Origin of the sequence: Ensifer sp. YR511 (genome assembly GCF_900103045.1) — a bacterium.
In the GTDB taxonomy this organism is placed as follows: Bacteria; Pseudomonadota; Alphaproteobacteria; order Rhizobiales; family Rhizobiaceae; genus Ensifer; species Ensifer adhaerens.
Genome location: NZ_FNGR01000013.1, coordinates 175,533 through 196,723 on the forward strand (window position 1 = coordinate 175,533; position 21,191 = coordinate 196,723).

Consider the following 21,191-nt stretch of genomic DNA (forward strand, 5'->3'; position numbering starts at 1 on the left):
GGTCGATGGCTAGGCGAGAAAGTGTCAGTAATTACAAACCACTAACTAGAATTGGTATCTTCCGCGCCACGCGATTTGGTGTCAAATTAAGCGTTCGTTCCGGAAGATCAAAAGGGACCGGCTGAGCGCCACCAAGCGCTTCCAGCCGTGAGAAGCCTCGACCTCCGGAGAGTAGCGTCAGCGTTCCACCGAGTAAGCGTAAAGCAAGTCAACATACAAACCGGACCTAAATCCGGGCATAAATTATATAAAAAAGTAAAAACTAAAATAAATTTAGCAAAAAAGCGAAAATCTCTAAATCAAGATATTATCGTTCTTCCAAACGGAGCCAACACCGGAAAAATACCGTAAGAGTTAAGGGTATTTGGTGTTGGCCTCCCCTTTTTCCGAAATCCGCTCCAGCAACGAAAACCGCGCCCGGCGACGTCAGGCAACGCCGAAAGAGGCAGCCATGACCAGCGCGCCTGGAAAGCGGCGCGCTGCCTGTCACCCAATGATGCAATCGGGCACCACGCGGCGACACCGCAAGGCGGCTCGCCGCTGCGATCACTTCTTGCTCAGCGCCTGCGCCAGCTGATCGACAATGTCCTGTTGCGACTTCAGGCCCGATGCCGTGAGGTAAAGCTTGGCGGAGTCGAGATAAACGACGTGTCCGTCCTTCCAGGCCTTGGTCTGCCGCACGAGTTCGTTGTCGAGCAGGGCGGCCGCCGGCTGTGCCTGCTGGCCGATGGCTGCATCGCGATCGACGACGAAGATCCAGTCGGGGTTGGTTTCGAGAATGTACTCGTAGGAAACCGCCTGGCCGTGGGTCGCGACCTGCAGCTCGGGATCGGCCGGCTTGATCCCGAAGACGTCATGCAACGCGCCGAAGCGCGATCCCTTGCCATAGGCGCTGATCTTTCCGCCGGTCGTCAGCAGGATGAGACCCGTTCCACGTTCCGCAGCAAGGCCACGCAGCGCCTCGATCGAGGAATCGAGCTTGGCGATGCTTGCCTTGATCTCGGCTTCTTTGCCGAAAATCTCGCCGAGGATCTCTGCATTCTTCTTGACGCTGCCGATCAGATCCTTGTCGTCCGAGGTCAGGTCGATCGTCGGTGCCAGTTTGGCGACTTCAGCATATTTCGCCTGCGACCGCCCGCCGACGATGACGAGGTTGGGCTCCGCCGCATTGATCGCCTCGAAGTCGGGTTCAAACAGCGTGCCGATCTTCGCATAGGTGTCGGCCTTGTACTTTTCGAGCGACGGCGGGACGGCCGATCCGGGGACGCCGGCGACGGGGACGCCGAGCATATCCAGCGTTTCCAACATACCGAAATCATAGACCAGCACGGTCTTCGGGTTTTTCTCCACCTCGGTGACGCCGCTGCTGTGTTCGATCTTCAGGGTTTCGGCCGTCGCCACCGATGCGCCGCCAACCGTCATCATGGCCGCGACGAGCAGTCCGCGCAAACCATTAGAGAAGGGAGATATATTCATGACTATTTACCTCATGTTTTCTCCTCCTCCCTAGCGCGATTTTGCCAGGAGGGCAATGCGCGCATTCCGCGTCATTCCCGCCTCACAAAACTTGACGAAGCCGATCATATATATGACTAAGGCGAGCCTTCGATCGAGCACCTCCTCACGGCCGCAAGCCTCAGGGGTTCGTTGCGGCGGTCGATGGAAAAATGCAGCCACGGATACGAGAGCGGTGATCAGAACGAAAAGCAGCTGGAGCGTGACGCAACCATGAGGCCGGTCCTGTTCGCTATCCCGGTCGTCCTGTTGCTTGCCGCCGTCAGCGTCTTTACCGGTGTCGGCAGTCTTGCGGCCAGCGACGACGGCCGCGGCTGGCTTCTGGTCGTCGAAAGCCGCCTGCCACGCACACTGGCGCTGATGCTCGCAGGCGCCGGCCTCGCAGTGTCCGGCACGATCATGCAGATGCTGGCGCGCAACCGCTTCGTCGAGCCGTCGACCGCCGGCACCGCCGAATCCGCCGCCCTCGGAATGCTTCTGGCCATGCTGATCGCGCCGGGCCTGCCGGTGGCAGGCAAGATGGCCTTCGCCACCCTGACCGCGCTTGCCGGAACCGCCCTGTTCCTGCAGATCCTGCGCCGCGTTCCGCTGCGCTCGGCGCTGATGGTGCCGCTGATCGGCCTCATGCTCGGCGGCGTGGTCAACGCCGTTACCACCTTCATCGCCTATCGCTACGACCTGATGCAGTCGATGGGCGCCTGGATGTCCGGCGATTTCTCGGTCGTCCTTCGCGGACGCTACGAGCTGCTGTGGATCGGTTTCGCGCTGACGCTGGTCGCCTACGCGACCGCCGCGCGCTTCACCGTCATTGGCATGGGCGAGGCGATCGCCCGCAATGTCGGGCTCGACTACGACAAGGTGGTCACCCTCGGACTTGCCATCGTCTCCATGGTCACGGCGACGGTGGTTGCGACCGTCGGTATGATCCCGTTCCTCGGCCTCGTCGTTCCCAATATCGTCAGCCTGACCCTTGGCGACAATCTCAGGCGCACATTGCCGGTGGTCGCCATCTCCGGCGCTGGGCTTGTTCTCGCCTGCGACATCGTCGGGCGAATGGTGATTGCGCCCTACGAGGTGCCGGTGGGCACGGTCATGGGCGTGATCGGCAGCCTCGTCTTCCTTTATCTCCTGCTTTCGAGGCGGTCCCATGCAGGCTGATGCCAAGCGGATCTCTCCGTCGACCGTCCTTCTTGCGTCCGCTGCGCTGGCGCTGCTGTCGATGATCGCCTTCATGACCATCGGCGCGAAGGGAAGCTGGAGCTTCATCCTCTCTTTCCGCGGCACAAAGCTTCTCGGCATGGTGCTGGTCGCCTACGCGATCGCCGTCTCGACGGTGCTGTTCCAGACAATTTCCGGTAACCGCGTTCTGACGCCGTCGATCATCGGTTTCGACGCCATGTACACGCTGCTGCAGACGGTCATGGTGTTCTTCCTCGGCGCCGCCGGCGCGGCAAGCATGAACCCGCAGATGCAGTTCACGCTCGAAACGACCGTGATGGTCGGCCTGTCGCTGCTCCTGTTCCGCGCCCTCTTTTCCGGCGGCAGCCGTAGCCTGCATCTCCTGATGCTGGTCGGCGTCATTCTCGGGGGCCTGTTCCGCAGCCTCTCCTCGTTCCTGCAGCGCATTCTCGACCCCAACGACTTCATCGTCCTGCAGGACAGGTTGTTTGCGAGCTTCAACAGTATCGATGCCAACCTGCTCGGTATTGCCGCCGCAGCCACCCTCGCCGTGACCTTCGTCCTGTGGCGGTTGTCGCCCACCTTCGACGTGCTCTCGCTCGGGCGCGAGGCGGCGATCGGGCTTGGCGTCGACCATCAGCGCGTGGTGACGCTTCTCCTGGTGCTGATCGCCGTGCTGGTCTCGGTCTCCACCGCGCTCGTCGGGCCGGTCACCTTCTTCGGTCTGCTCGTTGCAAGTCTCGCCTGGCAGCTGTCACCCACCGCCAGCCACCGCTTCGTCCTGCCGGTCGCAGTCTTTATCGCGGTCGCGACGCTCGTCGGCGGCCAGGTCATCCTCGAGCGGCTGTTTTCCTTCAACACGGCGCTCAGCATCGTCATCGAATTCTTCGGTGGCCTAGTCTTCATCTTCCTGCTCGTCCGAGGCTCCGCGCGATGATCGAGATCCAAGAGGTAACGAAATCCTATGGCGGCACCGCGGTCGTCGACCGGGTGTCGCTGACGCTACCCGCAGGCGGCCTGACTTCGATCATCGGCCCAAATGGCGCCGGCAAGTCGACGCTTTTGTCGATCGTCAGCCGGCTGATGCCGATGGATACGGGCAAGGTGCTGGTCGACGGCCTCGACGTCAGCCGCGCCGCCGGCGACGTGCTTGCCCGGCGGCTGTCGATCATGCGCCAGGACAACCACATCAGCGCGCGCCTGAGCGTGCGCGACCTCGTCGCCTTCGGCCGCTATCCCTATTCCAAGGGACGGGTGACCGCGGCCGATGCGGAGCATATCGACCGATCGATCGCCTATCTCGGGCTCGAACCCTACCAGAACCGCTTTCTCGACGAACTCTCCGGCGGCCAGCGCCAGCGCGCCTTCATCGCCATGGTGCTGTGCCAGGACACCGACTACATGCTGTTCGACGAGCCGCTCAACAATCTCGACATCAAGCATGCGGTCGAGACGATGAAGCTCCTGCGCCGGCTGGCCGACGATTTCGCCAAGACGGTGGTCGTCGTGCTGCACGACATCAACTTCGCCTCCGCCTATTCCGACCGCATCGTCGCCATGCAGGGCGGCCGCCTCGCCTTCGAGGGACCGCCGCAAGACATGATCGTGCCGTCGCGGTTGCAGGCGATCTTCGATGTCGACTGCCGCGTCCATGCCGTCGGCGACACGCGCCTCGTCAACTATTTCGACTAGAACGCAGACATACGCCTTGGCCCGAATGCGCGAAGCGCGCTGCACGGACACCCATGCAGCGCGCTTCGACAATGATCATGCCGGGAACAGGGCGGACGCTATCCGGCCGCGCCGGGTGCGCCCTCCTTGCCGATCCGGGCCGCATCCGCCGCGTGGTCCTCGTCCGTCACGGAGGAGAAGCGCTTCAGCCAGCGGCCCATCTTCGTGTTGATGTCGTCCATCACGGTGAACATCACCGGCACGAAGACAAGGCTCAGCATCGTCGAGGTGATCAGGCCGCCGATCACCGCAACCGCCATCGGCGCGCGGAAGGCGGCACCGGCGCCGACGCCGATGACTGCCGGGACCATGCCCGCCACCATGGCGATCGTCGTCATGATGATCGGCCGCGCGCGGGTGACGCCCGCCGTCAGCAGCGCCGTGCGCCGGTCGGCACCGTCGTTGCGGCACTCGATCGCATAGTCGACCAGCAGGATCGAGTTCTTGCAGACGATCCCCATCAGCATCAGGATCCCGATCATCGACGAAAGGTCGAGTGCCGCACCGAACAGGATCAAAGCCAGCGCCGCGCCGCCGATCGACAACGGCAGGGCAACGAGGATGGTCACCGGCTGCAGGAAATCCTTGAACAGCAGGATCAGAACCGCCACGACCATCAGGATGCCGGCAAGCAGCGCCAGGGCGAAGTTGCGGAACATCTCCGACATGTATTCCGCGTCGCCATAGTTGGCCTGCGTCACGCCCGCGGGCAGTTCCTTCATGGCCGGCAATGCCGAAATCGCCTCGAAGGCCGTGCCGAGTGTCATGCCGTTGAGGTTTGCCTCGACGGCGATCAGACGCTTGCGATCGAGACGCTCGACGCTGCTTTCCTCGGCACCGAAGGAGACGTTGGCGACGGACGTCAACGGCACCAGGGCACCCGCATTCGTGCCCACCCGCAGATTGCGCAAGGTGTCGAAATCGCCGCGGGCCGACCGGTCGAGCATCACCCGGATCGGCACCTGGCGGTTACCGAGGTTGAACCGCGCGGAGTTGCTCTCGCTGTCGCCCATCGTCGCGATACGGGCGACGGTGCCGATCGAGGTCACCGACACGCCGAGCCTTGCCGCCTCGTCGAAGCGCGGCTTGACCAGAAGCTCGGGCGAAAGCAGCGGCTCGGTCGACCGAACGCTGATCAGCCCGGGGAGTGCACGCATCTCGTTTTCCAGACGCCGCACCGAAGCCATCAACGTTTCCGGGTCATCGCCCGTCAGGTAGATGGAGAGGTCCTTCGCGCCTTCGGTCGAGGAGAAGGTTGCCTGGATGTCGGGGGTCTCCGCCAGCAGGGGCCGCAACGACAGTTCGAAGGACTTGCGGTCGAGTTCACGCTCCTTGCGCGGCTTGAGCTTGATGCGCAGCGATACCTCGTTGAGACTGTCGGTCGTCGCCAGAACGTTCTCGACTTCCTTGCGTTCCTTGAGCTTGGCCACCAGATCGTCGGAAATGCGCGCGGTTTCCTGGAGCCTCGTGCCGGGCGGCAGCGTGATCTTGAGCTGCGAGACGTTGCTGTCGCTCGTCGGCATGAAACCCGTCGGCAGCATGCTCAAAAGCGCGATCGAGCCGACGAAGATCAGCGCGACCATCGAAAGCGCGGTCTTGCGGTGATCGAGGGTCCAGCCGAGCATGCTGCGATAGGCATCGCTGATGCGCGACGGCTTGACGGCATGGCCGTGACCAGGTTTCGGCCGCAACAGATAGGCCGCCATCAGCGGCGTCAGCAGGCGTGCCACCAGCAACGAGAACAGAACGGCGATCGCGACGGTCAGGCCGAACTGCTTGAAATATTGCCCGACCGCACCACCGATGAAGCTCACCGGCGCAAAGACGGCGACGATCGTCAGCGTCGTTGCGACGATCGCAAGGCCGATCGCATCGGCCGCATCGATAGCCGCGATGAACGGCCGCTTGCCCATGTCGACATGCCGCTCGATATTCTCGATTTCGACGATCGCATCGTCGACGAGAATGCCGATGACCAGCGTCAGGGCCAGAAGGCTGATGCCGTTGAGCGTGAAGCCGAGCAGGTCCATCACCGCGAAGGTCGGCAGGATGGAAAGCGGCATGGCAAGCGCCGAGATCAGCGTCGCCCGCCAGTTTCGCAGGAAGGCGAAGACGACGACGATGGTCAAAAGTGCGCCTTCGATCAAAGCCGTGACGGCCGCATCGTAGCTCTCCTGCGTATACTCGACGAGAGAGATCAGCTCGGTCATCTCGACGCCGGGGGTGCGCGCCTGGATTTCCTTCAGCCGCTCGATGACGCGCTCGGCAACGACCGTGTCGCTCGCTCCCTTGCTGCGCGAAACCGAGAAGCTCACGATCGGTTCGCCATCGAAATGGGCAAAGCTGCGCGGCTCGGACGAAGTGTCCTCGATCGTCGCGATGTCGGAGAGCTGCAGCCAGCGGCCGCCTGCAAGCGGGATCGAAAGCTGCCGGAGCTCGTCCACCGAGCCGGCACTGCCGACGGTGCGGATCGACTGCTCGCGCCCGCCGATTTCGCCGCGACCGCTCGGGATGTTGATGTTGATTTCCCTGAGCGCCGTGTTCACCTGGTCGGCCGTTACGCCAAGCGCCAGCAGCCGTTCGGGATCGAGCGAAACGCGCACTTCGCGGCTGACGCCGCCGAGGCGTTGCACCTTCTGCACGCCGGGCAGTGTCAGCAGTTCGCTGGTGATCGTGTCATCGACGAACCAGGACAGCTCCACTTCCGACATGTGGGGCGCCCGCACGGCGTAGTAGACGATGGCGCTACCGTCGACGTCGAGGCGCGAGACGATCGGCTCCTGAATGGATTGCGGCAGGTCGGCGCGGATCTGCGCCACGGCCTCGCGCACGTCGTTTGCCGCCCGGTCCGGATCCGTGCCGATCTTGAATTCGACCGTGGTCGTGGAGACGCCGTCGGTAATGGTCGAGCGGATGTGACTGACCCCGACAAGGCCGGAGGCGACCCCTTCGACGCGGCGCGTCACCTGCGTTTCCATTTCGCCCGGCTGTGCGCTCGGTTGCGTGATCGTCACCGTCACGATCGGGAAGGATACGCTCGGATTGGCGTTGACCGGCAGCCTCAGAAACGAGGCGATCCCCATCAGCGTCAGCACGACGAAGAGAACGATCGTCGGAACCGGCTTGCGGATCGCCCAGGCGGAAATGTTGCTCGTCATTGCTGGTCGCCCGTCTGCGTCGGCTGGACGTCTTTCGTTGCGACCGCTTCGCCTTCGCGCAGCGACGCCCCGGATTTAAGGACGACCCGTTCGCCGGTCGAAAGGCCCGAGGTAATCTCCACCTTGCCGCCCTGGCGCATGCCCGGCTTGACCGACTTGCGCACGACCTGGCCCCCATCGACGACGAAGACCGAGACGGCGCCATCCGGCGCACCGAAAAGCAGGGCGGAATCGTCGACCATGATCGCCTTGCGTTCGCCCACCACGATCTCCGCCCGGCCGAACGTTCCCGCGAAAGGCGGGCGCTCGGTGGACAGCGTGACTTGCGCGGTGCCGAGGCGGGTCTCGCGGTCGATCTTCGGGTTGATTACCCGCACATGCCCCTGGAGCCAGTCGGCTCGGCCCGAAAGCTTGACCTTCACGGTCTGGCCGACCGCGAGCAACGGCAGTTCGGTTTCCGGCACCTCGGCCGCAAACTCGATTTCGCCACCGCGAATGAGCTTGAGCAGCGGGTCTGAGCCCGCAAGCGCACCGGCGCGCGCCAGCCGTTCCGAAACGATCCCGTCGGCAGGTGCCACGATCACGGCACGATCGAGCCTACGGCGCGCCTCGGCCTCAAGCGCTTCCGCCTGGTCGTAATCGGCCCGCGCGACCTCGACAGCCTGTTCGGCAAGGGCGAGCGCGGAGACGCGTTCCTCGAGAATGGTCGCGGCCTGAAGGTGGCTCAACTGGCGGGCGCGCGCGAGTTTTCGCTGTTCCTGCGTGACCGTCTCTTCCTCCCGCGCCATCGCTGCACTGGCGCGCGCGACGCGGCCCTTGGCCTCGCGCAGCAGGTTCTCCAGCATGTCGGTTTCCAGCCGGGCGAGCACCTGCCCCGCGGCTACCCGATCGCCGATCTCGACCTCGACACTGGCGATACGCTGGTCAGTCAAGGTTGTGCCGACGGCAATCTCCTCGCGGGCAACGAAGATGCCGGCAAAGGAGCGTGTCCATTGCTGTGGGCGGCTGTCGGCAACGAGCGTCGTTACCGTGCGGGTGGCAGACGGGGCGGGAACGGAGGCGGCGGCCTCCCCCGAGGCGCGCGCCGGACCAGCAGCCGCAGCAATCACAAGCAACGCTGCGAGAGCGACGTTCAACTCAACTGTACGTCTCATTTCATTGGCTTTCCATTGGCGGGGCCGGCGGCGTGATGCGCCTGCGATACCGGATCCCGGGTCGGGCAAAGGGCGTCGATAATTTATTAGATCATTCAATCTAACAATAGAATTCATCAAACGCGACAATTGTAAGGCAGATCACACACGAGCATTGCGGGAAGATGGCGGAGATCGTGCAAACGGCCGGCGGCCTTGACACCGATCGTCTGTCCACCGAAATCAGAGTGCTTGATCTAATAATTGAACGGCATGCAAGGAGAACCGGCGATGCGCAAGATCGACCCCGAAAAACATGCGGCCAGGCGTCGGCTGATTCTCGATGCGGCAATCGCCTGCTTTTCGCGCAAGGGTTTTCACGGCACGTCGACGGCCGAGATCTGCGCCGAGGCAGGCATGAGCCCGGGAAATCTTTTCCATTATTTTCCGACCAAGCACACCATCATCGCGGCGATCGTGGAAGAGGAACGTCAAGAAACGGCGGAGATTTTCCGAAAGCTGGGCGAAGAGGAGGATCTGTTCGCCGCCTTGCTGGGCTTTATGGATAGCGTTCTCGAACTCGCGGGCGATCCTGCCTATTCGAGCCTCGCGCTCGAAATCGCCGCCGAAGCGATGCGTGACGAGCGCATCGGGACGCTCGCGGCGACGAACGACGCGGAACTCCAGTCGGCGCTCGTGGCACTCCTGCGCAACGCCGCCAGCCGAAACCAGATCGACAGGACCCTCGACGCGCAAGGTGCTGCCCGCTGGATCGCCGCGATCATCGACGGCATCTTCAGCAGGGTCGCGGTCGATCCCGGCTTCAAGCCGAAGGAGGAAGGCGTGCTGCTACACCGCCTGTTGAGCCGCTTTCTGCGCACGCAAGACTGAGCGTGAGAAATACGAAACCGCAGCGGCCCTTCGGCACCCTGCGGTCTCCGGTTGCCGGCCCGCCTCGGCTTGAAGCCGAGGCAGTTCGTCGAAGCAATCTCAGGAATGCTTCTGGATGACGCCGTAGACGATGTTGCGGTTGGCACCGAAGAAGACGCGCGCGTCGATCGCAGACTTCCCGGCACTCTTGTGGATGATGTTCCACATGTCCACTTCGGAACGCAGCAGCAAGGCCCAGTTCATGAAGGTCTCCATGTAACCGTCGACACCGATGTCCTGGGCGAAGTTGGCAAAAAGGAAGACGCCGTTCGGCTTCAGCATCTGCAGGCAGCGATGCGTCAGCTTGATGGCCACCTTGTCGGCGAGATAGTCGTAGAGACCAGCCGCATAGATGAAGTCGAACGTGCCGAGCTTCTGGTCGCGGCCGAGCAGGCTGCGAACGGAACCGTCGACCGCTTCGATCGCCGTGCCGGAGAAATCGCGGCTGATCGATCCGACACTGAGAGGATCCTGATCGAGCGCCACCCAACGCTTGATGCGGCGTTCCTCGAGCGCTTTGGAGCGGTTGGCTTCCCGCAGATGACCCGCGGCAATCGTCAGGATCTCCGCCTCGGAACCCCGGCTCGCCGCGATCTCGTCGACGTGGCGCGTGAGGATATCGCGGCGCTCGCGCACCGCCACCGAGGACGAAGCGTCCTTCGTGTAGTCGTAAAGGGCGCGCCCGACCGGGGACGCCTGCTCGATTTCGCCGGCAACGCTCGCATGGCCGTAGATGAAGTCGAGCAACTGCGCGTCACCCGAATATCCCCTGGGCTTGTCGAACGACCACCGGGTGAACGGATCCTGCAGGAAGTACTCCGAAACCGGGTGATCCTGGGCAATCGGGATTAGCTCCTGCCACACGCTCGGGTGGTATTTGGCACGGGTCTGGTGGAGGGAGGCCGCGAGCCGGTCGATAATTTTCGACGCATCTGTTCCTTGAATGAATTGTTCCTGAGCGACCCTGAGAATCAATGCGAGCTCGGCCTTGGCGGTCGAGAGCTGTTCGTCATGTCGTTCGCCGCGGGGCGAAACGAACTCATCAGCCATTGCCTTGGGAGTAATGAGGCTCTGACCGTCGAAAACAGTCTGAAATTGGCGCACGCGAGACCATCCGTTAAAGCTTTGTTAACAATAGTCGCGAAGATGCGCGCATTACGGCTCGGAATGCAAGTTTTTGTATATAATAAGGTAAATACTCGGAGCTCACCCCTTTGGGTGATACCGATTCGCAGATGCCCTGACCCATTAATTTAACAAAACTTAATGGACACCTCCTATCATGCCTCGCAGCGTTTCCCGCCCTTGTTGCAGATGGGCCGCGGCGAACACGCAAGGAGTGTCCGAAACAACGTCCATTGATGGAAAAGCGACGACAGATTTCCGTTGACCGTGACGCAGCGCGATGGATCAGTGCATGAAGCACACGTTGGCCGACGTAGTTGACATCGACCTACACAAGCAGCCGCACAGGCCGCACCTGGCTGAGCTTCAGACCCTCTATCGCATGGAGGGCGAGGCTGGCCGGCGCGCCTCGACCCGGCAGGGGCTGTGGGTTGCCGTCGTCGTCTACCTGCTCTTCTTCATCCCGGACATCCTGCTCGTCCCCGACGTCGCCTTCTACACGATCGTCTCGCGCCTCTTTGTCGGCATCGGCTCGCTTCTGACCTTCGAGATCCTGTTTCGGCTGAAGGCCCAGACCAAATGGCTCGACGGCACCTGCGCCGCAGCCCTCGTCTTCGGCTACATAGGCTGGCTTGTTCCGGCGATGATGACGGCCGATACGAGCAGCATGTCCTACTACATGATCTTCGGCGCCATCTTCATGATGGGCGCCAATCTCTTCTTCAGCTTACGGTTCCGCCTCTCGGTGGTCGCCTCCAGCATCGTGCTGGTGACGTTTTTCATCGCGCTGTCGTTCTTCTCCGAACACGATCCGGCCTACCTGATCGCCTTCGGAACGTTCTACGTCTCCTGCTTCGTCTTCACCTCCTATGTGAACTGGAAGCTCAACCGCGAGCGCTACAAGGTTTTCCTCAACGCCTTCGAGGCGAAGATCCAGCAGAACGAAGCTTCCGAGCGGGGAATGGCGCTTCTGCGGCTGTCCAACACCGATCCGCTGACCGGTCTCGACAACCGCCGCGCCATCGATCAGCAGCTGCGCGACTACTGGAACGATTGGCAGAAGCTCGGCAAGAACTTCACCGCCATGCTGATCGATGTCGATTTCTTCAAGAAATACAACGACTGCTACGGCCACCAGGAGGGCGACCGCTGCCTCATTCTCGTGGCCAATGCGCTCGGCGAAGCGATCAGGAACTATCACGGCTCGATCGGCCGCTACGGCGGCGAGGAGTTCATCGTCCTTGCTCGCCTGGATACGCGCGAGCAGGCGGCCGAGCTTGCGGAGGTCATCTGCCGCACGGTTGAAAGCATGGGGCTGATCCACGAGCAGCGACGCGACGGCGTGTCCATCGTCACCGTCAGCGTCGGCGCCGCCTTCACCCGCAATCACACCGGCGCCAAGCTCGAGAAAATCATCCACGAGGCCGACCGCGCGCTTTACGCCGCCAAGGCGAGCGGGCGAAACTGCTCGAAGCTGTTCGATCCGAACGATCCGCAGAGCAGCGACGAGAGCGAGAACATCGCAGCCCTCCTGAAGATCGCCGTCGACCAGAACCTGGTATCCCTCGTCTACCAGCCGATCACGAGCGTGACGACCGGCGAGGTCGATGCCGTCGAGGCGCTGATGCGCCTGACGATGCTGGATGGCACCTCGGTTCCGCCAAGCCTGTTCATTCCGGTCGCCGAGCGGACCGGCGCCATTCTCGATCTCGGCCGCTGGGCGATAAAGACCGTGTGCCGCGAACTGCTTGTCGACAATCACGTTCCCTTGGTCAGCGTCAATGTCTCGCCGATCCAGCTGAAGACGCCGGGCTTTGCGACCTCGGTCGCGGCGATCCTGGGAGAAACCGGGGTTGCCGGAAGCCGGCTCGCCTTCGAGATCACCGAAGGGCTGGAGATGGAGATGCACTCGGGCATCCTGCGCTGCATCAGCGACCTGGAGACCCTTGGCATCCGCATCTGGCTGGACGATTTTGGAACCGGCTTCGCCGGCCTCTCCTGGCTGCGCCTGATCGATTTCGACACGGTGAAGATCGACCGGTCGTTCCTGCACGATTGCGCCACGCCGAAGGGCCGCGCGATGCTGCAGGACATCATCGGGCTCGTGCGCAACCGCGGCCACAAGATCCTGATCGAGGGCGTGGAGACCGACGAGCAACTGGCCCTGATGCGGCGCTTTCGGATCGATCACGTCCAGGGTTTCCACGTCGGACGCCCGGCGCCAGCGGACATGTTCCGCACGCCCACCGACAAGCCACGCCTCCCGCTTCGAAACGGCGTCCGTAACTAGAAGCCTTGTCGACTTCATTTGCCACGATTTGCGGTCGACAGAAGGCAAACCGGTATCGGCGAACGGGAATGCCGCTGCCGCTTCCCGTTCGGCGCTGATCAATGACATCGGCGAGCGAAACGCCCGGCCGCGCCCCGCGTCCTCGGCATCGTCAGCGCCCGCCGGCGCAACCTCGGCAGGGAACGTGAGGCCCGACGCGAATAAATGTTGCGCTCCGACCGAACCGGTGCGTAGGATACGGGAGACTACACTGCCGCCGGATACAATCTCACATTGTGCCCATGGAGGCGCGTGATGGCCATCGGGGACCAGCAGGACGTCGGCGTCGAACCGACCATATCTCCGCCCAGCAGCGTGGAGGTTCTGGCACAGCTTGAGCGCATTCGCCTGAGCGCCGAATTCGATGCTCCAGACCGCGACCGTAAATTCCTGGCCTATGTCATCGAGGAAACACTGGCCGGGCGCGGCGACCGCATCAAGGCCTATTCCATTGCCACCGAGGTTTTCGGCCGGGATTCCTCCTTCGACCCGCAAACGGATCCCGCCGTTCGGATCGAGGCGGGCCGCATTCGTCGGGCACTCGAACGCTATTACCTCGTCGCCGGACGCAGCGACCCGATCGTGATCCGGATGCCGAAGGGCGCCTATGTGCCGACCTTCGAAAGACGAGCCGAAAAGCAGCCAGCAGCCGTTAGAGAAAGCGGAATGCCACCGTCCGAAGCCGCGCCGGTCGGCTGGCGTCATCGCCGCCGCATCCTGCTTGGCGCTGCGGCGCTTGTCTGTGGCCTCGCCGGTCTGTCGGCCGGCTTGCTGCTTCTTTCCGGTGACAACAGTACGGCGGCCAGTCGGCCAAATATTCCGAAGGTGATCGTCACGCCTTTCGAGGACATCTCGGGGACGCGGCAATCGGCGATGATGGCGCAGGGGCTGACGGACGAAGTCGTGAGCAACCTCGCCAAATTCAAGGAGATCGTACCGGTCATGGTCAGCGATCCATTACGGACATCGGCCGATCAAACCTATGCGCTTGAAGGACGGGTAAGGCTCGAGGCAGAGCGGCTGCGGCTGGTCGTGAGGCTCATCCAGCGATCCGACGGGGCGGTCGTCTGGGCGAACACCTACGACGAACGACTGCAGTCCGGCGACGTCATCGATCAGCAGGCAAGGACGGCGGCCGCGGTCTCGAGCGCGGTGGCAGAGCCCTATGGCGCCATCTTCCAGGCAAGCGCAGCCGAACTCAGGCGTTCGGTTCCCGAGGGCTGGCAGGCCTATGCCTGCTCCCTCACCTACTACGACCATCGCGGCGACATCGATCCGCAATCCCGTCGCTCCGCCGAGGAGTGCCTGCAGCGCGCGACCCGGCAATTCCCGACCTACACCACCGCCTGGGCGCTTCTGTCGATGAGCTATATAGATGCGCTGAGCAATGGCCTCGATCCCTCGGCCTCAGCAGGGCTGCTGGAACAGGCTGGCGAAGCGGCGGCGCACGCCGTCGATCTTGCCCCCTTCGACGTTCGCGCCCTCGAAGCACAGATGCTCGTCCTCTTCGCTCGCGGCGAAGTCGATGCTGCCCTCGCCGTCGGCGCCCGCGCGCTTGCCATCAATCCCAACGACACCGAACTTGCCGGCGCATACGGCCTCCGGCTCGCGCAGTCGGGCCAATGGGATGCGGGCTGCAAGCTCCTGTCGGACGCCACCGAACGCAACCTCGGCCAGACTGGCGTTTTCGAAAGGGGGTTGGCAAGCTGCGCCTATTTCGCCGGCGACTATGTCGCCGCCGAACGGTGGGCGCGCCTCGCCAATCCGGGCGCCAACCCGGCCGACCGGGTCCTGCTGCTTGCGATTCTCGGAAAGCTCGGCAAGACGGACCAGGCGCGTGAGGAGCGAAAGTGGTTCGAGACCAACGCGCCGGCATTCCTCGGTGACCTCGGACAAGCGATTGCCCTTCAGTTTCACCGTCCCGAGGATCAGCACCGACTGTTCGACGGCCTGCGCGCCGCCGGCGTTGCTGTGCCCGAAGCGGAGTATCAGCAGGCAGGTACCACCAGCGCGATACGCTGATCAGATATTGCCGGGTTCAAGCTCGCCGTCACGGACGGCGGGTGCAGCCGCCTTCTCTGGCGCCGCATCAGAGCGCGCCCAGACCATCAGCAGATCATGCGCGACACTCAGCACGATCGGCCCGAGAAAAAGACCGATCAGGCCATAGGACAGCGTGCCGCCAAGCACCCCGAGCAGGATCACCAGCGTCGGCGTCGACAGCCCGCGTGCCACCAGGATCGGCTTCATCACATTGTCGATGACGAACAGCGGGATCAACAGAATCGTCAGCAACAGCGCCGGACCGAAATCCATGGTGAACCAGGCCCAGATCATGACGGGCAGCAATACCAGCGCGGGGCCGATCTGGATGATGCAGAGGATCAGCACGACGAAGGCAATCGCGCCAGGCGCCGGAACATCGAACAGGCTGAGCACCAGTCCGCACAGAAATGCCTGTAGCAGCGCCACGCCGATGACGCCGCGCGCCACGTTGCGGATCGTCGCCGTCGCCAGTTTGAGGAAACCGATGCCCCGCTGGCCGCCGATCCTGCCGGCAAAGCGCTGTGCCATTTCCGCCAGCCGCTCCGCCGAACCGAAGAGAAAACCTGCGATCAACACCGAGACCACGAAACTTAGGACCTCGGCGCCGACGCTCGCGACCTTGCCGAGAACCTTGGTGCCGGCTTGCATCAGCGCCGGTTCGATCTTGCTCAGCAGTGCTTCGATATTGCCCGACGCCATGCTCCAGACCGCATGTATGCGCTCGCCGACGACAGGCCACGTGCGGATATATTCCGGCGGGACCGGTACGCTCAGCGAACCGTCGGCAAGCCTGGCAAGCAGCGCCTGCAACCCTTCGGCAAAGCTGACCGCGATCGCAGTCAGTGGGGCGACGATGACGGCGAGGCATATCAGCGTGATCAGGAATGAGGCAAGGCGCCGCGAGCCGAGCAGGCGTCCCAGCCGGGCATAGGCTGGAAAGAGCGCCACCGCGAGGATTGCCGCCCATATCAGAATGATCGCGAAGGGTGCGATCAGCGTCAGAGACCAGTAGGCCAGAAGCCCGACGATGCCGATCCGGGCGATATCCGTGATCTTCGCCTCGATGGAAGGCGACCCGTTCGTTCCGTTGCGGACCACATTCGATCGGGAAGGATCCTCGTCCATGCTAGCCCCTTCCCCCTGACGCGAAACAGCCGACACCCGCAGCTCTATGCTCGCCGGCACCTTGCAAGCTCTACCGTCACGTGGATGGCACGCCCACGGCAACCGTGGGGCAGTAACATACAGTAGAATACGCCTGCCGGGCTTCCCGATCCGCCGGCCTCCTCTAGAGATTCCATTGACTGATGACGGCTGTGGTCAGAGACTGCTGCGCGATCAGCTTGAAATTGCAGAACAAGAAGCGTCGACAGGGGGCTGTCCCGCGCGCCAGTCCAAGCGCCCGTGCCATTGCCCAATACACGAGGGAGGCTGGATAGATGATCAAAAAGACGATCATCGCGCTCGGCAGCGCAATCGCGGTTTTGATAACAACACCCGTCACGGCGGTTCTTGCACAGCAGACGGCAGCCGCACCGGCTGCTCAGGAACAACAGACAGCACCCGAGCCGCTCAGCGACGATGAGCTCGAGGTGCTGGTGGCGCGCATCGCGCTTTACCCGGACGAGTTGGTGGCGCTCATTTCCGCCGCCGCACTCTATCCTTTGCAGATCGTCGAGGCAGAACGGTTTCTTGAGGCTCGCGAGAAGAAACCCGACATGAAGCCGAAAGACGACTGGGACGGCAGCATCATATCGCTGCTGAACTACCCCCAGATCGTCAAGATGATGAGCGAGGATCTCGAGTGGACGCAGTCTTTCGGCGATGCGATCGCCAATCAGCAGAAAGACGTGCTGATGGCCATCCAGCAACTGCGTGACGAGGCGGTCGCCAAGAACATCATCAAGACCGACGACAAGGTAAAGGTGGTCCAGGAAGGCGACAACGTCGTCATCCAGGCGGCCAATCCGGAAACCATCTATGTGCCGCAGTATCCGCCGGAGATGCTCTACGAGCCGAACTATGCACCGGCGCCGATCGGCTACTATGACGAGCCCTATCCCGCCTACTGGTATCCGGGTGCGGCCTTCTTCGCCGGTGCGGTCACGGGTGCGGCCTTCGCCGCGATCGTCGACTGGGACGATTGGGGTGTCTGGGGTGGCCGCTGGAACGGCGGCGACATGGACATCGACTGCAACAACTGCTTCAACAACATCAACGGCAAGGTGAAGTGGAACGACGTCGACTGGAAGAATGTCGATCGCAGCAAGATCAACTTCAATCGTGACCAGCTTCAGCATTTCGACCGAAACAGCATCAAGAACAACATCAAGGCGAACGGCAACAACAACCTGCGCAACCGCGCCGCCGAGATCAATCGCGACCGGCCGAACGCACGGCCCGGCGGAGGTGGCGGCGGCCAGATCAGGGATGTGCGCAAGAGCACGCTCGACGGGCTGAAAGCGCAGCAGAGACCGGCAGCTCGGCCCGGCGGCGGCGGTGGCGGTCAGGCGATCGCCAAGGCCCGCGCTGGGGACGGAAAGCCGAGCATCAATCGCCCGGGCAACAAGCCGTCACAGGTCAACCGCAGCGGTGGCAAGAAGAAGATGGCGGCAAAGGCGCAGAACCGGCCGAAGAAGCCATCGGGCCTTGGCAATGTCAATTCCGGACGGCGTGAGGTCGCTTCGTCACGCCGCGGCGGGCAAAGCCTTGGCGGTGGTCATCGCGGCGGTGGGCGGCCACAGATGAGCCGTGGTGGCGGCCGGCCGCCGATGCACCGTGGCGGTGGCGGACGCGGCGGCGGCGGCCGCAGACGTTGATCGGATCACAGGAGAACGACCATGACAAAGCTCTTCAATTCCCTTCTCCTGGGATCAGCGATGGCGCTGGTTCTGGTAGCGACGCCGATCGGCTCCGCCTATTCGCAGGACAAACCGCCTGCCGATCAAGCTGCCGGCGATCAGCCTGCGGGAGACCAACCGTCGGCCGATCAGCCGCCGGCGGACCAGATGGTGGGTGGGCTGGATGCCTATGCCGCCGCAGAAGACCCGCCGGTCTTCGACGATCCGGACAAAGCCATCGGCGAATTCAAGGCCAGGCTGGCCGCGGATGATTTCGACGGCCTCGCAAAACTTTTGGGGCTGAATGCGGAGAAGCTGAAAGACAGCGAAGGGGTGAAGGATACGTTCGCTCTTATCCGCGAAGGGGCAGCCCGCAATGTCGTCGTTCGCGATCTGGAGGGCCGCAAGATCCTTCAGATCGGCGACCGGCTCTGGCCCTTGCCCTTCCCGCTCACCAAGGGCGATGACGGCAAATGGGCCTTCGATACCTATGTCGGACTCGAAGAGATCGTCAATCGTCGCGTCGGCGAGAACGAGTTGCAGGCGATCGACACGGTCGAAGCCTATGTCGATGCCCAGAAGGAATACGCCTCTGAGGATCGCGACTCCGACGGCGTGCTCGAATATGCCCAGAAGCTGATCAGCACGCCCGGCCAGACCGACGGTCTCTATTGGCCGGCCGACCAGGGGGATGGCGAAAGCCCCGTCGGAGACTCGATCAGCGAAGCGGCCCTGGAAAAGGCAAAAGCTGGCGAAGGATACTTCGGCTACCGCTTCCGCATCCTGACCTCGCAGGGCGACAACATTGCCGGCGGTCGCTACGACTATGTGATCAACGGCAACATGATCGGCGGCTTTGCGCTGATCGCCTGGCCGGTCACCTATGCGGAGACGGGCGTGAAGACCTTCGTCGTCAACCAGCAGGGCATCGTCTACGAGCGCGACCTCGGGCCGAGCACGGAAGCAATCGTACCCTTCATCGACCGCTTCGATCCGGACGACAAGTGGTCCGTCGTCGACGATTGACGGGGATTGCTACCATCGGCATGAACGATAACGCCGCCCGGTCGGGCGGCGTCAGACAATAACCTCGCCGGCCCGTCCGCCAGCCTCTTCCTTTGCCTCAAACAAGTATCAAGGGCATATCGAGCGAGGCTCCGAATTTGCGCGGCTCGATCGGGCCTGCTGTCAGCGAAGCTCCCTCCGGGAAATGGGTCCTGACGCGGTGGGCCACATTGGCAAGGCCGATGCCGAGCCCGTGCGTCATCCCCGCCGCAGTCGCTGCGGCAACATCGTTTTCGACGATCAGATTGAGCCTGTCCCCGCGCCTTGCCGCGCGGATCAGGATTTCGACTGTGCTGCTGGAACGACCGACGCCGTGTTTGACCGCGTTCTCGACCAAAGGCTGCAGGATGAGACTTGGAACTTTCGCATCCTCGAGTTCGCCGGGAATGTCGATCCGAACGCTCATCCGGTCCGAAAACCGCTCCTTTTCGATCTCGAGATATTCCTTCTGCAGCGCCATCTCGTCGGCAAGCCTGAGCTCACGCATGGGGTCGAGCTGCAGCGTCGAGCGCAGGAAGCCCGAAAGCGACATGATCATCCGTTCAGCCCGCTCGGAGGCCCCCTCCTCGACAAGCCCGGTGATGGAATTAAGCGTGTTGAAAAGGAAATGCGGGTTGATCTGGTACTGCAGGGCGCGCATTTGCGCCGCGAGCGCCTCTTCGCGTGAGGCGATCAGCTTCAGGTCGCGGTCGCGCACGTCCATGTGATTGAGCAACGCGACGAAGAGAAATGACCAGCCGAAGAAGATCGACATGCGATAGCAGACCGCATAGGCGTAATCCATGATGTTGAACGGTACGACCACGGGCAACATGATCAGGCTGTAGAGATAGGCGTCCAGCAGCGACATGCCGAGCGAGCTGACCAGCGACAACAACAGACATGCCGCGATTTGTCGGCCATAGCTCTGCCGCCGCATCCGGCTGAGAAGCTGCGCCAGGAGGATGGCGACGAGGACAAAGACCGCTTCGAGCGCCAGCTTGCCGAGAAGGGGTTTCAGCGGATTGTCCCCGATCGTGAGCCAGATGGGACTGCTGATCAGGAATTCGGCCGCCGCGTAGATCAGTGCCAGCCGCAGGGTGACGACGCGAAACCGGTTGCCGTCCAGGAAACTGTCGGTGGGAATGGTGATGTGCTTCATCAAATTCTGTCGCGCTGAATTCGGGTTCAAGCCCCAGGCGCCAGCATGACGAGGGGCGGCTATTTGAAAAAGCAAATAAAGAAATTTAGCAACTAAAAGGATCACTCGGTTCCGTCTTTCCGCGCGAAGATTGCGGCGGAAGTCGAGGAGATGGCTCGATCCCGTGGAAAGGCCACGTGGACCGACGACGGCAGGCGTCGGGCGAGAGTGCGTTGAGGGACGGGCTTGACCACGAAACAGGCGTGGCTGCGATCATGGAGATTGTGATGGCATGTCGCGGGTGTCGCTTATCGTTACGGGCGCTGGGCCGATAGCGTCATGGTCCAGCGCTCTCTGGGTCCGGGCTCGACGACGCCGCCACCGCCGCCGCCCCTCTCCACCCGATGAGGGTCGCCCCTGTGTGCGCCGTTTAAACGTCAAAAAGCCCGCTGGATTTCTCCAGGCGGGCTTTTTTTGATTTGGTTGCGGGGGCAGGATTTGAACCTGCGGCCTTCAGGTTATGAGCCTGACGAGCTACCGGGCTGCTCCACCCCGCGCCAAGCGTAAATCCCGATGGGATTTATCGCGGTAACGTAAATCCCGAAGGGATTTATGGTCTGTGCCGAGCAAATTGCGAAGCGATTTGTCTCGTGTAAGGGACGCACTGATGACTTCGGTCTAGCAAAACAAAAGGGCCGCTTGAGGGCGGCCCGTGTTTCGGCTGGGCCGAGGCATGAAGAGAAGGTGATCTTTGTTTTCCGGATTTTATCTTGCGCTTTGCAGACCTGGCAGCGACCTACTCTCCCGCGTCTTAAGACGAAGTACCATCGGCGCTGGGGCGTTTCACGGCCGTGTTCGGAATGGGAACGGGTGCAGCCACCCCGCCAGAACCACCAGGTCGGCAAAGCGCAAGATTTGCGTCTAGCGGACGCAAACCGGATGAGAAGCTGGTGAGTTGGTCGAGCCAACTCGTTTTGTTTTGAACACGTCGCTCATCTGGATGATGAGCATGAGCAATGG

14 protein-coding genes, 1 tRNA gene, 1 rRNA gene and 1 pseudogene are annotated in these 21,191 nt (G+C 62.4%); 9 read left to right on the plus strand and 8 right to left on the minus strand.

The genetic code is table 11. The features are described 5' to 3' along the window. Window positions 1-546 precede the first annotated feature (546 nt). Complete coding sequence (locus tag BLU15_RS21995) at window positions 547-1,476, minus strand: siderophore ABC transporter substrate-binding protein (RefSeq protein WP_090298061.1); 930 nt, start codon at window positions 1,474-1,476, stop codon at window positions 547-549. Window positions 1,477-1,728: 252 nt separating this feature from the next. Here BLU15_RS21995 and BLU15_RS22000 point away from each other — a divergent pair, with 252 nt between their 5' ends. Genes BLU15_RS22000 through BLU15_RS22010 form a run of 3 tightly spaced genes read left to right on the plus strand, consistent with a single transcriptional unit; the run spans window position 1,729 to window position 4,386 of the window. Then, window positions 1,729-2,673, plus strand: coding sequence for an ABC transporter permease (locus tag BLU15_RS22000; RefSeq protein WP_060604779.1), 945 nt, complete (start codon window positions 1,729-1,731; stop codon window positions 2,671-2,673). After that, window positions 2,663-3,631: an iron chelate uptake ABC transporter family permease subunit gene (locus BLU15_RS22005; RefSeq protein ID WP_060517451.1), complete on the plus strand. Its 969-nt coding sequence runs from the start codon at window positions 2,663-2,665 to the stop codon at window positions 3,629-3,631. The genes BLU15_RS22000 and BLU15_RS22005 overlap by 11 nt, the downstream gene beginning before the upstream one ends. Continuing rightward, window positions 3,628-4,386, plus strand: a complete 759-nt coding sequence (locus tag BLU15_RS22010) for an iron ABC transporter ATP-binding protein (protein WP_060517449.1) — start codon at window positions 3,628-3,630, stop codon at window positions 4,384-4,386. Before BLU15_RS22005 ends, BLU15_RS22010 begins: the two co-directional genes overlap by 4 nt. Window positions 4,387-4,484: 98 nt before the next feature. Here the strand turns inward: BLU15_RS22010 and BLU15_RS22015 are convergent, their stop codons facing one another. Both BLU15_RS22015 and BLU15_RS22020 read right to left on the minus strand, forming a co-directional pair. Then, on the minus strand, window positions 4,485-7,583 hold the full coding sequence (locus tag BLU15_RS22015; protein WP_090298064.1) for an efflux RND transporter permease subunit: 3,099 nt from the start codon (window positions 7,581-7,583) through the stop codon (window positions 4,485-4,487). Beyond that, complete coding sequence (locus tag BLU15_RS22020) at window positions 7,580-8,737, minus strand: efflux RND transporter periplasmic adaptor subunit (RefSeq protein WP_162728813.1); 1,158 nt, start codon at window positions 8,735-8,737, stop codon at window positions 7,580-7,582. The genes BLU15_RS22015 and BLU15_RS22020 overlap by 4 nt, the downstream gene beginning before the upstream one ends. Before the next feature lie 270 nt (window positions 8,738-9,007). Here BLU15_RS22020 and BLU15_RS22025 point away from each other — a divergent pair, with 270 nt between their 5' ends. Then, entirely contained in the window at window positions 9,008-9,607 is a 600-nt protein-coding gene (locus BLU15_RS22025) for a TetR/AcrR family transcriptional regulator (RefSeq protein ID WP_060581229.1), read from the plus strand. A gap of 99 nt (window positions 9,608-9,706) precedes the next feature. Here the strand turns inward: BLU15_RS22025 and BLU15_RS22030 are convergent, their stop codons facing one another. After that, window positions 9,707-10,750 carry a class I SAM-dependent methyltransferase gene (locus tag BLU15_RS22030; RefSeq protein ID WP_089044899.1) on the minus strand — a complete coding sequence of 348 codons (1,044 nt, stop codon included), beginning with the start codon at window positions 10,748-10,750 and terminating at the stop codon, window positions 9,707-9,709. Between the two features lie 313 nt (window positions 10,751-11,063). On the opposite strand from BLU15_RS22030, the gene BLU15_RS22035 reads away from it, so the two are divergent. Both BLU15_RS22035 and BLU15_RS22040 read left to right on the plus strand, forming a co-directional pair. Next, entirely contained in the window at window positions 11,064-13,061 is a 1,998-nt protein-coding gene (locus BLU15_RS22035; RefSeq protein WP_176960326.1) for a putative bifunctional diguanylate cyclase/phosphodiesterase, read from the plus strand. A 294-nt stretch (window positions 13,062-13,355) separates the two neighbouring features. Then, a complete protein-coding gene (locus tag BLU15_RS22040) occupies window positions 13,356-15,122 on the plus strand; it encodes a hypothetical protein (protein WP_090298071.1) in 1,767 nt (588 codons plus the stop codon). On the opposite strand, the gene BLU15_RS22045 is transcribed toward BLU15_RS22040, so the two are convergent. Continuing rightward, window positions 15,123-16,271: an AI-2E family transporter gene (locus tag BLU15_RS22045; protein WP_034787228.1), complete on the minus strand. Its 1,149-nt coding sequence runs from the start codon at window positions 16,269-16,271 to the stop codon at window positions 15,123-15,125. A gap of 314 nt (window positions 16,272-16,585) precedes the next feature. On the opposite strand from BLU15_RS22045, the gene BLU15_RS22050 reads away from it, so the two are divergent. Next, entirely contained in the window at window positions 16,586-17,965 is a 1,380-nt protein-coding gene (locus tag BLU15_RS22050; protein WP_034787232.1) for a DUF3300 domain-containing protein, read from the plus strand. Window positions 17,966-17,986: 21 nt separating this feature from the next. Further along, window positions 17,987-19,012: a DUF2950 domain-containing protein gene (locus BLU15_RS22055; RefSeq protein WP_090298074.1), complete on the plus strand. Its 1,026-nt coding sequence runs from the start codon at window positions 17,987-17,989 to the stop codon at window positions 19,010-19,012. 97 nt (window positions 19,013-19,109) lie between these two features. On the opposite strand, the gene BLU15_RS22060 is transcribed toward BLU15_RS22055, so the two are convergent. Next, window positions 19,110-20,192, minus strand: coding sequence for a sensor histidine kinase (locus tag BLU15_RS22060; protein ID WP_090298077.1), 1,083 nt, complete (start codon window positions 20,190-20,192; stop codon window positions 19,110-19,112). A gap of 279 nt (window positions 20,193-20,471) precedes the next feature. On the opposite strand from BLU15_RS22060, the pseudogene BLU15_RS40065 reads away from it, so the two are divergent. Continuing rightward, window positions 20,472-20,579: pseudogene (locus BLU15_RS40065) on the plus strand (GNAT family N-acetyltransferase); the annotation flags it as partial. Between the two features lie 72 nt (window positions 20,580-20,651). Here the strand turns inward: BLU15_RS40065 and BLU15_RS22070 are convergent. Together BLU15_RS22070 and rrf are read right to left on the minus strand one after the other, a co-directional pair. Beyond that, window positions 20,652-20,728 (minus strand) — tRNA-Met (locus BLU15_RS22070). Window positions 20,729-20,954: 226 nt separating this feature from the next. Then, window positions 20,955-21,069: ribosomal RNA gene (rrf, locus tag BLU15_RS22075) — 5S ribosomal RNA — on the minus strand. Window positions 21,070-21,191 lie beyond the last annotated feature (122 nt).